Genomic DNA, 15,010 nt, shown 5'->3' on the forward strand with positions numbered 1-15,010 from the left:
CATGAGTACGCCTGTTGCAAAGGCCCGCAATAGCGGGCCACTGCTTTCGCGCATCGTGGCCGCCGTGTTCGGCGGCTACGCGCTGGCCGCCCTGACCAGCGTGGCCGCAGCGGCACTGCCGATGAGCCGAACCGAAGCGGTGCTGGCCGGCATGCTGCTGAGCTTCGTGGTCTATGCGTTGGCGGTCGTCTGGGTGTTCGCCGTGCGTTCGGCCACACGCGCCTGGGCCGGCCTGCTGCTGGCGGCCGCGCCGTTGCTGCTGGCGGCCTGGCCGGTCTGGAATGGAAACGGTGCAGCATGAAGCCCCCTCACCTCTCGACGACCGCCTCTGCGAAGAAGGCACCCGGCCTGCGCCAGACGATGTCCGACCTGCACATCTGGACGGGGCTGCTGGTTGGCTGGCTTCTATATGCCATGTTCCTGACCGGAACAGTGGCTTACTTCCGCGACGAGATGTCCCAATGGATGCGCCCCGAGCTGCCGGCGCAGCAGCAGGTGCCCGATGCCGCCGAAGTCGCCCAGCGCCTGACAGGCACCCTGGCCCAACTGGCGCCCGCCAGCCCGCAATGGAGTTTCAGCCTGCCGGACGAGCGCAACAACGTTGCCAATGCATTCTGGCGCAACCCCGATATTCCCGGTCGCCGTGGTTTCGAGCGCGCCACTTTCGACCCGTCCACCGGCCAGAAGCTGAGCGCGCGGGAGACCACCGGCGGCGATTTTTTCTACCGCTTCCATTTCAATTTCCACTACATGCCCGTGCTGTGGGGACGCTGGCTCGCGGGCCTCTGTGCCATGTTCATGTTGGTGGCAATCATCAGCGGCGTGATCACGCACAAGAAGATCTTCGTGGATTTCTTCACTTTCCGCTGGGGCAAGGGCCAGCGCTCCTGGCTGGACGCGCACAACGCGCTATCGGTGTTCGGGCTGCCCTTCCACCTGATGATCACCTACAGCGGGCTGGTAACACTGATGCTGCTGTACATGCCCTGGGGCAGCGACGCGGTGTTCAAGACGCCGCTCGAACGACAAGCGCTGACCGCCGAAATGAACTCCTTCGTGCCAGCCGGCAAACCGCGCGGCGAAAAGGCCGAGCTCGCGCCGGTAGCCGGCATGGTCCGTCAGGCGCAGGAGCGCTGGGGCCGGGACAACATCGGCCGCGTAGCGATCAACAACCCGGGCGACGCCGCGGCCCGGGTGGTACTGGTGCGCGGCGACCTCCAGCGCGCCTCGGTCAGCCCGCAATACGTGGTGTTCGACGGCGTGAGCGGCAAGCTGCTGCAGGTCAAGGACAACGTCGGTCCAACGGCCGAGACACGCGGCGTAGTCTATGCGTTGCACTTGGGACGCTTCGCCGACACCACGGTACGCTGGCTGTACTTCCTGGTCAGCCTGGCCGGCACCGCGATGGTGGGCACCGGCCTGGTATTGTGGACAGTCAAGCGACGCGCCAGGCTGCCCGATCCCGAACGGCCCCACTTCGGCTTCCGGCTCGTAGAACGGCTGAACATCGCGGGCATCGCCGGGCTGTCGATCGCGATGACCGCCTTCCTTTGGGCCAACCGGCTGTTGCCCACCGGCATGGCCCGGCGCGGCGAATGGGAGATCCACCTGTTCTTCATCGCCTGGGCGCTGGCGTTGGCGCATGCGCTGCTGCGGCCGGCCAAGCGGGCGTGGCTGGAACAACTTTGGCTGGCCGCGGCGCTGCTGGTGCTGCTGCCGGTGCTCAATGCACTTGCAACCGGCCGGGGCTTGTTCGCCAGCCTTGCCGCCGCAGACTGGCTGTACGCCGGCTTCGATCTGACGCTGCTGGCGCTGGGCGGCCTGCATACCGTGCTGGCGATCCGCGCCGCGCGACACCGGCCCAGGGCGGCCAGGCCGGCCGGACGCCCAGCGGTGCCCGCCGCGGGAGACGGCACATGAATCACCTTGCCGTACAGTTGCTTTCGCTACTGGCTTTCGGCGCGCTGGCACTGGCCATGGAGCGCCACCAAGAAGATTTTTTCGAGCGCCCTTTGTCACCCACGACGACGCGATGGCTGCGCCTGACAGGTTGGCTCGCCCTGGTGCTGGCACTGCTCGCGGCCATACTGGGCCAGGGCTGGGCCCTGGGGCTGGTCAGCTACAGCGGCCACACCAGCTTGGCTGCCGGGCTGGTCTTTGCCACCTTGCTCGTGTGGCAGCGACGAAAGACTCGGCGCTGACCTAGGAATTACCCCTACGCGGCCCTTTCCAGGGCCTGAGGGCGCTTCGTGCGTCTTAGAATTGCACGGTTTGTGACAGTCGCCGCAGGCATCCCTGGCGGTGTTCCTGATGGCGCAAGGCCATCCGTCCATGATTCCTTACCAAGGATCTTCCATGCAAAAGAACCTTTCCCTGCTGGCCGGCTGCTTCGTGCTGGCCTTCAGCACCGGCGCCGTTGCCCAGACCACCTGGGACTTGCCCAGCGCCTATCCGGCCAGCAACTTCCATGTCGAGAACCTGAACACCTTCATCAAGGATGTCGAGAGCCTGTCGGGCGGCAAGCTGAAGATCACGCTGCACAACAACGCATCGCTGTACAAGGCCCCCGAGATCAAGCGCGCCGTGCAGGGCAACCAGGCCCAGATCGGCGAAATCCTGCTGACCAACTACGCCAACGAAGATCCGGTCTACGCGCTGGACGGCCTGCCCTTCCTGGCCACCGGCTACCCCGCCTCGTTCAAGCTTTACCAGGCGCAGAAGCCCTACCTGGAAAAGAAACTGGCATCGCAGGGCATGATGCTGCTGTACGCGGTGGCGTGGCCCCCGCAAGGCATTTTCGCCAACAAGGAACTGAACAAGGTCGAAGACCTGAAAGGCCTGAAATGGCGCGCCTACAGCCCGGTCACGGCCAAGATCGCCGAACTGGTCGGCGCGCAACCCGTCACCGTGCAGCAGGCCGAACTGGCCCAGGCCATGGCCACCGGCGTGATCGATTCGTACATGTCATCGGCCTCGACCGGCTACGACACCAAGACCTACGAGTACATCAAGAAGTGGTACGACACCCAGGCCTGGCTGCCCAAGAACGCCATCATCGTCAACAAGAAAGCCTACGACGCGCTGGACCCCGCCACCCAGGAAGCCCTGAAGAAGGCCGGCGCGCAGGCCGAGGAACGCGGCTGGAAGCTGTCGGAAGAAAAGAACAAGTGGTATCAGCAAGAACTGACCAAGAACGGCCTGCAGATCATCACGCCCACGCCCGAGCTGCAATCCGGCATGACCAAGGTCGGTGAGCGTATGGTCGACGAATGGCTCGAACGATCCGGTGCCGACGGCAAGGCCATGGTCGAAGCCTATCGCAAGATGTAAGCCCGCATGCGCCGTTTTCTCGATACCTTGTACAGCATGGCCGGCCTGTTGGCCGGCCTCTGCATGATAGGCGTGCTGGCTTCGGTGCTGGCCGCCATCATCGCCCGCCAGATGGGCTGGAACATTCCCGGCACCGACGCCTACGCGGGCTACTTCATGGCCGCGGCCGGCTTCCTGGCGCTGGCCACCACGTTCAAGCATGGCGAGCATATACGCGTCACCCTGCTGCTGAACTCGCTGGCCCGGCGCAACGGCCGGCGGCTCGATATCTTCGCGCTGGCGGTCGGCACGGCGCTGGCCGCGTCGTTCGCCTATTTCAGCATCAAGCTGGTGCACGACTCCCGGCTCTATAACGACATATCCACCGCCAACGATGCCACGCCGCTCTGGATCCCGCAGATCGCCATGGCGGTAGGCACCGTGCTGTTCCTGGTGTCCCTGGTCGACGAACTGGTGCGCCGCCTGCGCGGCATGCCCGCCCCTACTTCGCAGCAAACCCATGAATGAAGCTCTAGTCATCACTCTGCTGGTCATCTCGATCTTTGCATTGCTGGGCTGCGGGGTCTGGGTCGGCCTGACCCTGGCGGGCACCGCCTGGATAGGCATGGAAATCTTCTCCAGCCGGCCGGCCGGCGATGCCATGGCGGTCACCGTCTGGGGCGCCGCCTCGAGCTGGACGCTGACCGCCCTGCCCCTGTTCCTGTGGATGGGCGAGATACTGTTTCGCACACGCCTGTCCGAAGACCTGTTCAAGGGCCTGGCGCCCTGGCTGAACCGCCTGCCGGGCCGGCTGCTGCACACCAACGTGATCGGCTGCGCGATTTTCGCGGCGGTCTCGGGCTCGTCGGCCGCCACTTGCGCCACCGTGGGCAAGATGACCATCCCCGAACTGAAGCGGCGCGGCTATCCCGAAGACAAGGTGCTGGGCACGCTGTCGGGCGCGGGCACCCTGGGCCTGCTGATCCCGCCGTCGATCATCATGATCGTCTATGGCGTGGCGGCCGATGTGTCCATCGCCAAGCTCTTCATCGCCGGCATCGTGCCCGGCATCATGCTGGCCGCGCTGTTCATGGGCTACATCGCCTGGTGGGCCATCCGCAACCCCGGCCGGGTACCGGCCGCCGACCAGGACATGACGTTGCGCCAGAAGCTGTACCAGTCGCGCCATCTGATCCCGGTAATGGTGCTGATCGCCGCCGTGCTGGGCTCGATCTACGCCGGCATTGCCACGGCTACCGAGGCCGCCGCCATCGGCGTGGTGGGTGCGCTGGCGCTGTCCATCGTGCAGGGCTCGCTGACAATCGCGACCTTCACCCAGTCGCTGATGGGCGCCACCCGCCTGTACTGCATGATCGCGCTGATCCTGGCCGGCGCCCAGTTCCTGACGCTGTCGATGGGCTATATCGGCCTGCCGCGTGCGCTGGCCGAATGGATCGGCGGGCTGGGGCTGTCGCAGTTCTGGCTGATCATGGCCCTGATGGTCTCCTATGTCGTGCTGGGCTGCTTTCTTGACGGCATTTCCATCGTCGTGCTGACCATGGGCGTGCTGCTGCCCACCGTGCAGGCCGCCGGCATCGACCTGATCTGGTTCGGCATCTTCGTGGTGCTCGTGGTGGAAATGGCCCAGATCACGCCGCCCGTAGGTTTCAACCTGTTCGTGCTGTCAGGTATGACGGGCCGCGAATTGCCCTACATTGCCCGGGCATCGCTGCCGATGTTCATCCTGATGATCGGCGCGGTGCTGCTGTTGTATGTACTGCCCGGCATCGCCACCTGGCTGCCCCAGAACATGCGTATGTAAGTGAAGAAGGCGCCCGGCCACGAGCCGGGCAAGTAAAAGCTGTACCGGAGGAAACACCATGAAGAAAACCGCTATTGCGCTGCTGGCCCTGAGCGGGCTGGCCGCGGGCACGGCCGCGGCCGAAACCAGCGTCACGCTGTACGGCATCGCCGACATCAGCATGCGCTATCTCAGCCGCGGCAGCCACGATGACGGCAGCCGCTTCGGCCTGGCCAACGGCGCCATTTCCAACAGCCGCTGGGGCCTGCGCGGCACCGAAGACCTGGGCGATGGCATGAAAGCGTTCTTTCGCCTGGAAAACGGCTTCAACATGCAGAACGGCAACGGATCGGACCCCGACAAGACGTTCAGCCGGCTGGCCTACCTGGGCCTGGACGGCGGCGCCATCGGCACGCTGACGCTGGGCTTGCAGAACACGCCCATGTTCAACCTGCTGGCCGACCATTTCGACCCGCTGACGGTGGGCAACTATGACCAGAACGCCTGGCTGCCGGCCGCCATGTCGCGCGTGCGCACCAGCAACATGGTCACGTACGCCAACACGCTGGGCGACCTGGCGCTGGTATTGTCCTACGCCAATGGCGAAGACTACGACGACCGCAAGGTGGGCTCGCAGTACGGCGCCTCGCTGCGCTACACCTTCGGCCAGTTCGCCGTGGGCGGCGCCTACCAGCATACCTATTCCGAAACGACCTCTGACGATCGCCAGCGCGTCTGGAACCTGAATGCCTCTTACCAGTTCGAAAGCGCCAAGGTATTCGCGGGCTACTTCAGCGGCCGCGATGAAACCGGCTTCGTGAACGCCGTCATGGGCGGCACGCCCGTGCCCGGCCTGGACCGCGAAGACGACGGCTACTTCGCCGGCGTGACCTGGCAGGCCACGCCGCGCTGGGCCATCACGGGCGCGGGTTACTACGACCGCAGCAAGAACGTGGTCGAATCCGGCGACAAGGGCAAGCGCTATGCACTGGTGGCAGTGGCCGAATACGCCCTGTCCAAGCGTTCGCAGGTATACGGCACCGTCGACTACAACAAGGTCAAGGACGCGGCCCGCGACGAAATCGCCGGCAGCGGCAGCCAGGTGGGCGCGGCGGTGGGCTTCCGGCACATTTTCTGACCGGACGAGCCAGGTGTCCACGGGTGCCAGGCACCTGTGGAGCCTGGCACCCGGGCGACACCTGGACACCCTTCTACAGCACCGCCATCCGGCTGTTCAGCAGATCGGTCACCAGCATGTGGCCGGGCGCGTGGGTGATACAGAACGCGGGGCGAACCGCGGCCACCACCGATTGCGGCGTGACGCCGCAAGCCCAGAATACCGGGATCTCGCCCGGCCGGATCTCCACCGCATCGCCATAATCGGGCCGATCGATGTCGGCAATGCCGATCTGGGCCGGATCGCCCAAATGCACCGGCGCGCCATGCACCGACGGAAAACGCGACGTTACCTGGATGGCACGGATCGCATCGGCGGCCTTCAGCGGCCGCATCGACACGACCAGTGGCCCCTGGAACGGGCCGGCCGGCTCGGTCGGGATCGAAGTGCGGTACATGGGCACATTGCAGCCCTGCTCGATGTGGCGTACCGGTAAACCGTTGTCCAGCATCGCTTCCTCGAACGAAAACGAGCAGCCGATCAGGAAAGCCACCAGATCGTCGCGCCACAGGTCGCGCACGTCGGTGGGTTCGTCCGTCAATTGGCCATTGCGCCAGACGCGGTAGCGGGGAATATCGCTGCGCACGTCGATGTCATGGCCCAGGCTGGGCAAAGACGGATCACCCGGTTCGGATACCGCCAGCAATGGGCATGGCTTGGGATTGCGCTGGCAAAAGCGCAGGAAGTCGTCCGCCACGTCGGCCGGCAGAATCACCAGGTTGGCCTGCACGTGCCCAGGCGCCACGCTGGCCGTGGGACCGGTCAGCGTGCCGGCGCGCGCATCGAGACGCGCACGACGGGCCGGGCCGGGTTGAGAAGAATGTGTCATGTCGCTATCGCTATTCCAGCGGCGCGGCCTCAGGCAGGGGCCGCGCCGGCCAAGAGAACCAGGTCAGGACTGCAGCAAGTCTTCGACGGCCATGCCGATCGACAGGATACGGCGGTCGGCGCCATTGGCGCCGGCAAGCATCAGGCCGGCGGGCGCCGTGCCGGCCTGGTGGCATGGCACGGAAACAGCGCAGCCGTCCAGGAAATTGATCAGTGTGGGGTTGCGCAGGATCAGCCCGTTGGCCGCGTAGTAGGCATCGTCGCTGGCACTGACTTCGGCCACCGTGGGCGCCGCCACCGGCACCGTGGGCAGCAGCAGCGCGTCGTACCCGGCCATGCGGTGTTCCACCGCCGCCACCCAGGCTTCGCGCGCATCGAGCAGGTCCAGGTAGTCGGCCGCCGACATGTCGGCCCCACGGCGGATGCGCGAGACCACGCGCGGATCGTAGCGGTCAGCGGCGCGCGCGATCAGGTCGCGATGCCAGGCCCAGGCTTCCGGCGCGGTGAAGCCGCCCTTGACATTGATGGCGGCCAGTTGCGCGAACTCGGGGACTTCGATTTCCTCGATGCGCGCGCCGGCGTCCGACAGGCGCGACAGCGCGGCGGCGAACGACTGCGACACGTGCCTGTCCATGCCATCCAGTGCCAGCGTGGCGGGCACGGCCAAGCGCAGGCCGTCCAGCCTGGCCGGCTGCCATTCCGTCAGTTCGTCGCCCGCCAGGATGGCGTCCAGCGTGGCGCAGCAGCGCACCGTGGGTGCCAGCGGGCCGATCGAGTCCAGGCTGGCCGACAGCGGCAATACACCCGCCATCGACACGCGCCAGGCGCTGGGCTTGAAGCCGGCCAGGCCGCACAGCGCCGCCGGGATGCGCACCGAGCCGCCGGTATCCGAACCAATGGCGCCCAGGGCCATGCCGTCGGTCACCGACACCGCCGCGCCTGATGACGAACCGCCGGGAATGCGGCCGCTGGCGCGATCCCAGGGGTTCAGCGGCGTGCCGTAGTGCGGGTTGATGCCCAGGCCGGAATACGCGAATTCCACCATGTTGGTGCGGCCGATGATGACGGCGCCGGCGGCCAGCAGGCGCTGCACCACCACGGCATGTTGCTCGGCCGGGGATTCGCCTTGGCGCGCCACCGAGCCCGCCAGCGTGGTTTCGCCCGCCACGTCGAACAGGTCTTTGATGGAAATCGGCAGGCCGTCGATGGGCGAGCGCACCAGGCCGGCCGTGCGCAGGGTGTCGGACGCCAGCGCAGCGGCGCGGGCCTGCTCGGCATACAAGCGCGTGAACACGCGCGTGCCCTCGCCCGCCGGATCCTTGGCACGGGCCAGCGCGGCCTCGATCAATTCAACGGAGCTGGTGCGGCCCTGCTGCAAGGCGGCGGCGGTGTCGTTCAAGGTGGCAAGCATAAGATCCTCGTGCCGCGGCGGCGGCGTGCAAGTCAGGGATGCAGGTCGTGGCGTGACGGGCCTCAGGCCACTTCAGGCAAGACCTCGACATCATAGCGGTGCCGCAGCACACGCTGGCGCCGCGGGTCGGACAGCTCCATGATGAAGGTGGCGGACGGCCGGATGCCGCCGATAGCCGCCACCGTGCCGCAGGTCATGCCCGTGCCCTCAGGCAGCGGCGTGCCCTGGGTGTAGCCGGCGATCAGTTCGGCGGGCGTGCGCAGCGAAGCCAGCGTGCCCTCTTGGTACAACACCCGGGCACCGTTCTCGACGATATAGGCGCGCACTTCCAGTTCGTCCCAGTAATCGGACACCTCGGCCAGTCGCCAGGCGGTCGTGCCCAAGGGCTTGGCGCAAACCTGCTTGGACAACGCCACGCTGTGCGATTCCAGCTTGCGGTCGGTATGGTCGGACGCGATGCTGACGTACAGTTCACCGGCCGACGCGAACACGAAGGTCTCGACCTCACCCGACGAGGCGTCGCCCACGGCCTGGATGCGGCCGGCCTGGGTGAGCTGGTTGTCGGCAATGCGGTAGTACAGCGGCACGCTGCTGGGGCGCGGCACGCCGATGGCGGCCAGCTCTTCGATGTGGTGCTCGATGGCGGCGCGGTCGCGGCCGGCCCAGCCGGCCACCACCAGATTGCGGATATCGGCTTCGATGGTGCGCGCGGCGCCATCCGACTCGACTTGGAATACAGCTTTCATGATGATTCCTGCTTGAGACTCGATAAGAAAGACGGCCCGTGCGTCAACCGAACACGCGCGGCAGCCACAAGGCCAGGTCGGGAAACACCGCCAGCAGCGCCAGCATCACGAACATGGCCAGCACGAACGGCAGGCTGCCCCTGATGACGGCTGCCATGCTGCCGCTCTTGCGCAGGCTCTGCACCACGAACAGGTTCAGGCCCACCGGCGGCGTGATCAGCGCGGCCTCGACCAGCACGATGATGACGATGCCCAGCCAGATCGGGTCGTAGCCCAGCGCGATCATGATGGGCGCCACGATGGGAATCGTGGTGATCATCATCGACAGCGTTTCCATGAAGCAGCCCAGCACCAGGTAGAACAGGATCACGATCAGCAGCATCCAGCCCGGCGACAGGCCCAGGCCGGTAATCGACTGGGTCAGTGCATCGGTCAGGCCGGTGGCCGCCATGACAAAGTTCAGGAAGCTGGCCGCGACCACGATCAGCATGATCATGGCGGTGGAACGCATGGTGCCTTCGATGGCTTCGCGCAGCATGGTCCAGGTCAGCCGGCCAAAGCAGGCGGCCAGGATCAACGCGCCCAGCACGCCCAGCGCTGCCGCCTCGGTGGGCGTGGCCAGCCCGGCGTAGATCGAGCCCACCACCAGGAAGAAGATGCCCAGCGGCGGCGCCAGGTGCACCAGGCTGGTCAGGCGCTGCGCCAGGGTGGCGCGGATCTTGTGTCCGCCCCACTGGGGCTTGATCCAGCAGGCCAGCACTACCGTCAGCATGAACAGCCCCGCCAACCCGAATCCGGGCAGAATGCCAGCCAGGTACAACTTGGGCACCGACGAGTTGGTCAGCACGCCATAGATAACCAGATTGATCGACGGCGGGATCAGGATGCCGAGCGTACCGCCGGCGGCCAGGCTGCCCAGGAACAGCGATTCGTTGTAGCCGTATTTCTTGATCTGCGGAATGGCCACGGTGCCGACCGTGGCCGCCGTGGCCACGCTGGAACCGGACGTGGCCGAGAACAGCGTCGAGGCGCCGATGTTGGCGTGCATCAGCCCGCCCGGCAGCCACGACAGCCACAGGCTCATGGCGCTGTACATGCGTTCGGCAAAGCCCGAGCGCAGCAGCACTTCGCCCAGCATGATGAACAGCGGAATCGCCACCAGCAGGAATTCATTGTTCGAACTCCACGAGATTTCGCCGATGGCGCGCGTGAGCGGCAGCATGGAATACAGCGGATCCAGGATCAGGCCCAGCACGCCCAGGGCAGCGCCCACCGGAATGGAGATGCCGATCAGCACCAGCAGCAGGATCAGGGCGGTGGCAATCATGCGGCGTCTCCTTTCACCATGCGTACGCCGGCAGCGGCTTCCTCATCGGCCTCTTCCTGGGTCGAGCGCACGCCGCAAATAGCCTTGACCAGTTCCAGGTCGCCGGTGGCCAGCGCCAGCGAGGCGCGCACCAGCATCAGGGCCACGGTGATGCACATCCACAGCAGGCCCAGCATCCAGAGACCCTGGGGGATCCACAACGGCGTGGCCAGCGGCGTATTGGCCGCCGAGTCGCGTACCCACGAGGTTTGCGCCATCTCCATGGCGAAGTAAGTCAGGTAGACCATGAAAACGCCCAGCGCGACCAGCGACAGCCAGTCCAGCAGGGCCGACACGCGCACCGGCATGTATTGGTACAGCACATCCACACGCACGTTGGCGCGCTGCAGGGTGGCGAAAGCCAGGGCCCATGACGTGCTGATGGCGAAGGCGTAGCTCGACAGCTCATCGGCCCCGCCCGTGTTGAAGCCGAAGAACTTGCGTGCCAGCACGTCAAACGAGATCAGCAGCACGCTGGCCAGGGTAAGCGTGCCTCCCACCCAGACGGCCACGCGCGAGAAAGTCTCTGCACGGCGCAACAGCGCGCCGAGCATCCGGAAACGTTCAGGTTGGATCATGCTTGCTTGCCTCCGCAGCCGCACGCGGCGCGCACTGGGGGCCAGGCCCCGGCACGGCGCGCGGCGAACTGCCGTATGGTGTGCGGCCGTTTACTTCTGCGCGACCAGGCCCAGCTCTTTGCCAATGGTCGCGTTGAAGTCCTTGACGCATTGCGCCGAGCAGCGCGCCGCCCATTTCGGCAGCACGGAATCGTTGAGCACTTTCTTCAGAAGCTGGCGGTCGGCGTCGGTGGGCTGCACCAGCACCATCTTGCCCTTGACCGGGTACGGGCAGGCCGCCGCGCCGGTGTTGCAGTCATAGCCTTCCTGGGTCTGGCGCGCTGCCGCGTCCCAGATGTCGTCGACCAGCTTGTCGATATTGGCCTGCAAGAACGTGCGCACCTTGGGATCGAGCTTGTCCCAGGCTTTCTGGTTGACCGCGTGGATCTGCTGGTTCCAGTTGATGGGCAAGGCATACAGGTGGGTGGACACTTCATACCACTTGGCCGAATAGCCCGACAGCGACCCCGTGATGGCGCAATCCACCACCTTGTTCTGCAGCGCCGGCACGACTTCGCCGAACGCCATGGTGACGCTGGACCCACCCAGCGCCTCGACGAATTCGGCAGTGGTGCGGCTGCTGGTACGCACCTTCTTGCCCTTGACGTCGGCCAGGCTCTTGATTTCGGCATTGCAGAACAGCACCTGGGCCGGATAGGTGGAAATACCCAGCAGCTTGACGTTGGCGCCTTCGCCATACACCTTGGCGTAGATGGGTTCGAACGCGCGGGTGACTGCGCGTGCCGTCTTCACATCCGGAGCCAGGCCGGCCAGGTCGATGGCTTCGTTGATGGGGTTGTCGCTGGCAAAGTACGACAGCGTGGCCGTGCCGAATTCGATCACGCCCTGCGACATCAGGCGCAGCAGCTCGGGCCCCTTCAAGCCCATTTCATTGAAGCCCTTGATGTCGGCGGTGACCTGCCCCTTGGACAGCTCGGGCACGGTCTTGGTCCAGAACGGTTTTTCGTAATCGTTGTAGGCCGTCAGGTTGCTCAGCCCGCCCACCACCTTCAGGTGTGTCTTGGGCAGGTCTTGCGCGTGGGCGGTGGTGGCCAGCAGCGCAACGGCGGCGACTATCAAGGACTTCTTCATGGATGGTTCTCCCTTGCAGGCGGGGTTCGATCGCGCGCTGGGCCCCGTTGCCTGGTGGCGCGCTGCAATTCGGCCGGGCCGGCCGCCGCACTGCGCGCCCAACCCCCGTTGCCGCGCATTGCACCGGGCGAGCCAGATCCTGTCCAATCGTAAGTTCGGATACCGAGGTATAAATAATTTTTAGGGCTCGGCGAGAAGCTGTGGCCAGGCCGCACCGAAGGCAGCAATTGCGCGGGTTTGCGGGCAGTGCAAGGAAAACTGCCAGGCGCCGTCCGGCATCGCGCCGGATACGGGTTTGCACGGAGGCATCAGGGAAAGTCCTAGGCGGCCTGGTGCGTCAAACCTCGAGCAAGTGTCCTGCCTCTCGTCGCACGGCAACACCGCCCTGCCCGCCGGCAAACGCGGCCAGCAACTCGCGCGCATGGTCGCGCGCCTGCGCCAGCGTGGGCACCACCATGAACGGCAAGCCGAAGGCGCGCGGATCCGGCACGATGGAAATGAAGCCGGCGCAGCGGCGCCGCAGCCTTGCCATGTTCAGGGCTTGCCAGGCCACCATGTCGCGGCGGTCGACGGCTGCCATGTCCACATTCAAGTCGCTGGCCACGAGCACGAAAGGCACCGGGCTGTCCGCCAGCAACATGTCCATCTCGCGCGCCCAGGTTTGTACGGCCCCCCGCTGCACCGTGGGGCGCCGCGTCATGATCATCGGAAAGTGGGTCAAGTCATGCAAGACGTAGGTATCGGGGTTCATTCAAACACTCCTTTCACATGGGTTGCGCCATGGCACCCCTGTTCGCAGCACGGCTATTGCCGTAGTTCATTCCTGAGAATGATATACATTTGCATCAACAAGGACTAACGCGATTGCGTCAACCGATGCTTGAAACCCGCCAACCCATGCTCGCCCAGGCTCCGCCGGCCATAGACCCGGCCCATTTGCTGACGCCCTTCCATGTCCAGGGACCGCGCCAGAATCGCGGCATTACCGTGCCGCCGCACCGGCATGTCCAGGGCATGTTGCTGATGGTGCGGGAAGGCGTCAGCGTGGTGCATGGCGACGAAGATGCGCTGGCCATGGCGCCTGGCCGTATCGGCTGGATTCCGCCTGGCGTGCTGCACGAGGCCAACTGGTTCGGCCAGGCACGCGGGTTGTGCGTGTATGTGCGTGCCGATGCCTGCGACCGCCTGCCCGCGCGATCGACTGTCTGGCCAGCCAGCCCCCTGGTGGAAGCGCTGCTGCAACGGCTGGCCAGCGTACCGCTGGGTGGCCTGGACCGCGCACACACTGCGGGCATGTTCGAGGTGCTGGTCGCCGAACTGCGCCTGAGCCGGCAAGTACGCCTGCCGCTGCCCATGCCGCGCGATCGCCGCCTGCGCGAACTGGCCCTGTCGCTGCTGGACCAGCCCGACGACGCGCGCGGCATCGACGCCTGGGCGCAGCGGCTGAACATGTCCTCGCGTACGCTGATGCGCCGCTTTCGCGGCGAGACGGGGGTCACGCTGGGACAATGGCGGCAGCAGGCCCGCCTACTGCGCGCCCTGGAGCTTCTGGCGGCCGGCAAGCCGGTTACTGAAGTGGCGCTGGCCATCGGCTATGAAAGCGTCAGTGCCTTCATCGGCAGCTTCCGGAATACCTATGGCGTCACTCCCAGCCAATACTTCCCACGCCATTGAAGCGTCTCGGGCGGCGTTACACCGCTGGCGACGGCGGTGTCAGCCGCCCTGCCGCCGCCTGTTGGGCCAACTGCGCGATGACACGCGCCGCATGACTGTCGGGGCCTTGTACCCAAGTGGCGGTAAAGGCCAGGTCGGGCAACGGATCGGCCCGCACATCCAGCAGCCGCAGTTCGCCGCTGGCCAGTTCCTTGTCCAGGAATACCGGCGCAATCACGCTGGTGCCGATGCAGTCCAGTGTCATCCGCACCACCATCGACAACGAGGCGCTGCCGTACATGCGTGGTGCCTGCACGCCCGCGCGCGTGAGCATGTCGCGCACCAGCAGATACGGACTGCTGGAAGAGGGATACGTGATGACCGGCAGTATGCCGATACGCTGCAGCGTCAGTGGCTCTGGGCCGAGGGCCAGCCGTGGGCTGGCCACCCAGGCCAGCGGATAGGCGCACAGCGGCAGGTTCTCGAAGCGTGCTTCCAGTACCGGCCCCATCAGGAATGCCAGGTCGATCTGGCGCGCGGTCAGGTGGCTGCGCAGCACCGGCGTAGTGTCCACCTCGATCTCGAGCACCAGCGCGGGATAGGCTGCATGCACATGTTCGACCAGGGCCGGCAACCAGGTCTGCACGATGGTCTCGGCCACACCGATGCGCATGGAGCCACGCATCACGTTCTGTTCGCGCGCGGCCTGCAGCATATCGCGGCGCAATTGCAGCATGCGCTCGGCATGCGACAACAGTTCGTGGCCCTTGCCCGTCAGGGTCACGCCGCGCGCGTCGCGCTCGAACAGGCGTACCCCCAGGTCGCGTTCGAGCGAGGCAATGCGCTGCGATACCGCCGGCTGGGTAGTGTTGAGTTTTTCGGACGCAGCCCGAAAACTGCCCAGGGTCGATACCCAGAAAAAAGTCTCGATGTTTCGTAGATCGATCATGGCCCGCATCCATGTAGCGAGGATGAGCGTATCATGTGCCGGTTTCGCCGAGCCGGCCCCG

16 protein-coding genes are annotated in these 15,010 nt (G+C 65.7%); 8 read left to right on the forward strand and 8 right to left on the reverse strand.

What is annotated here, in order from left to right; genetic code table 11:
• Window position 1 precedes the first annotated feature (1 nt).
• The 7 genes from KW845_RS25115 to KW845_RS25145 all read left to right on the forward strand — a co-directional run bounded on the left by KW845_RS25115 (window position 2) and on the right by KW845_RS25145 (window position 6,248).
• Entirely contained in the window at window positions 2-301 is a 300-nt protein-coding gene (locus KW845_RS25115) for a DUF3649 domain-containing protein (RefSeq protein WP_218372073.1), read from the forward strand.
• Window positions 298-1,920, forward strand: coding sequence for a PepSY domain-containing protein (locus tag KW845_RS25120; protein WP_255592913.1), 1,623 nt, complete (start codon window positions 298-300; stop codon window positions 1,918-1,920). The genes KW845_RS25115 and KW845_RS25120 overlap by 4 nt, the downstream gene beginning before the upstream one ends.
• Complete coding sequence (locus tag KW845_RS25125; RefSeq protein ID WP_218372074.1) at window positions 1,917-2,201, forward strand: DUF3325 domain-containing protein; 285 nt, start codon at window positions 1,917-1,919, stop codon at window positions 2,199-2,201. The genes KW845_RS25120 and KW845_RS25125 overlap by 4 nt, the downstream gene beginning before the upstream one ends.
• A gap of 154 nt (window positions 2,202-2,355) precedes the next feature.
• Window positions 2,356-3,330 carry a TRAP transporter substrate-binding protein gene (locus KW845_RS25130; protein ID WP_218372075.1) on the forward strand — a complete coding sequence of 325 codons (975 nt, stop codon included), beginning with the start codon at window positions 2,356-2,358 and terminating at the stop codon, window positions 3,328-3,330.
• A gap of 6 nt (window positions 3,331-3,336) precedes the next feature.
• Entirely contained in the window at window positions 3,337-3,837 is a 501-nt protein-coding gene (locus KW845_RS25135; protein WP_218372076.1) for a TRAP transporter small permease, read from the forward strand.
• Window positions 3,830-5,131: a TRAP transporter large permease gene (locus tag KW845_RS25140; RefSeq protein WP_218372077.1), complete on the forward strand. Its 1,302-nt coding sequence runs from the start codon at window positions 3,830-3,832 to the stop codon at window positions 5,129-5,131. Before KW845_RS25135 ends, KW845_RS25140 begins: the two co-directional genes overlap by 8 nt.
• Window positions 5,132-5,189: 58 nt before the next feature.
• Window positions 5,190-6,248: a porin gene (locus KW845_RS25145; protein WP_218372078.1), complete on the forward strand. Its 1,059-nt coding sequence runs from the start codon at window positions 5,190-5,192 to the stop codon at window positions 6,246-6,248.
• Between the two features lie 73 nt (window positions 6,249-6,321).
• Here the strand turns inward: KW845_RS25145 and KW845_RS25150 are convergent, their stop codons facing one another.
• The 7 genes from KW845_RS25150 to KW845_RS25180 all read right to left on the reverse strand — a co-directional run bounded on the left by KW845_RS25150 (window position 6,322) and on the right by KW845_RS25180 (window position 13,098).
• Window positions 6,322-7,116: a putative hydro-lyase gene (locus KW845_RS25150; RefSeq protein WP_218372079.1), complete on the reverse strand. Its 795-nt coding sequence runs from the start codon at window positions 7,114-7,116 to the stop codon at window positions 6,322-6,324.
• A 63-nt stretch (window positions 7,117-7,179) separates the two neighbouring features.
• Complete coding sequence (locus KW845_RS25155; protein WP_218372080.1) at window positions 7,180-8,526, reverse strand: amidase; 1,347 nt, start codon at window positions 8,524-8,526, stop codon at window positions 7,180-7,182.
• A gap of 62 nt (window positions 8,527-8,588) precedes the next feature.
• Window positions 8,589-9,272 (reverse strand): DUF2848 domain-containing protein, encoded by a 684-nt coding sequence (locus tag KW845_RS25160; RefSeq protein WP_218372081.1) that lies wholly within the window; start codon window positions 9,270-9,272, stop codon window positions 8,589-8,591.
• Window positions 9,273-9,315: 43 nt separating this feature from the next.
• Window positions 9,316-10,599: a TRAP transporter large permease gene (locus tag KW845_RS25165; protein WP_218372082.1), complete on the reverse strand. Its 1,284-nt coding sequence runs from the start codon at window positions 10,597-10,599 to the stop codon at window positions 9,316-9,318.
• Window positions 10,596-11,216, reverse strand: coding sequence for a TRAP transporter small permease subunit (locus tag KW845_RS25170; protein WP_218372083.1), 621 nt, complete (start codon window positions 11,214-11,216; stop codon window positions 10,596-10,598). The genes KW845_RS25165 and KW845_RS25170 overlap by 4 nt, the downstream gene beginning before the upstream one ends.
• Before the next feature lie 90 nt (window positions 11,217-11,306).
• Complete coding sequence (locus KW845_RS25175; protein WP_218372084.1) at window positions 11,307-12,347, reverse strand: TRAP transporter substrate-binding protein; 1,041 nt, start codon at window positions 12,345-12,347, stop codon at window positions 11,307-11,309.
• Between the two features lie 337 nt (window positions 12,348-12,684).
• The gene (locus tag KW845_RS25180) at window positions 12,685-13,098 is read right to left on the reverse strand and encodes a hypothetical protein (protein WP_218372085.1); all 414 of its coding nucleotides are present in this window, start codon (window positions 13,096-13,098) and stop codon (window positions 12,685-12,687) included.
• A gap of 146 nt (window positions 13,099-13,244) precedes the next feature.
• On the opposite strand from KW845_RS25180, the gene KW845_RS25185 reads away from it, so the two are divergent.
• The gene (locus tag KW845_RS25185; RefSeq protein WP_218372180.1) at window positions 13,245-14,021 is read left to right on the forward strand and encodes an AraC family transcriptional regulator; all 777 of its coding nucleotides are present in this window, start codon (window positions 13,245-13,247) and stop codon (window positions 14,019-14,021) included.
• A 16-nt stretch (window positions 14,022-14,037) separates the two neighbouring features.
• Here the strand turns inward: KW845_RS25185 and KW845_RS25190 are convergent, their stop codons facing one another.
• On the reverse strand, window positions 14,038-14,949 hold the full coding sequence (locus KW845_RS25190; RefSeq protein WP_218372086.1) for a LysR family transcriptional regulator: 912 nt from the start codon (window positions 14,947-14,949) through the stop codon (window positions 14,038-14,040).
• Between the last annotated feature and the right edge of the window lie 61 nt (window positions 14,950-15,010).

This window comes from Bordetella sp. BOR01 (genome assembly GCF_019218885.1).
Taxonomy (GTDB): domain Bacteria; phylum Pseudomonadota; class Gammaproteobacteria; order Burkholderiales; family Burkholderiaceae_B; genus Bordetella_A.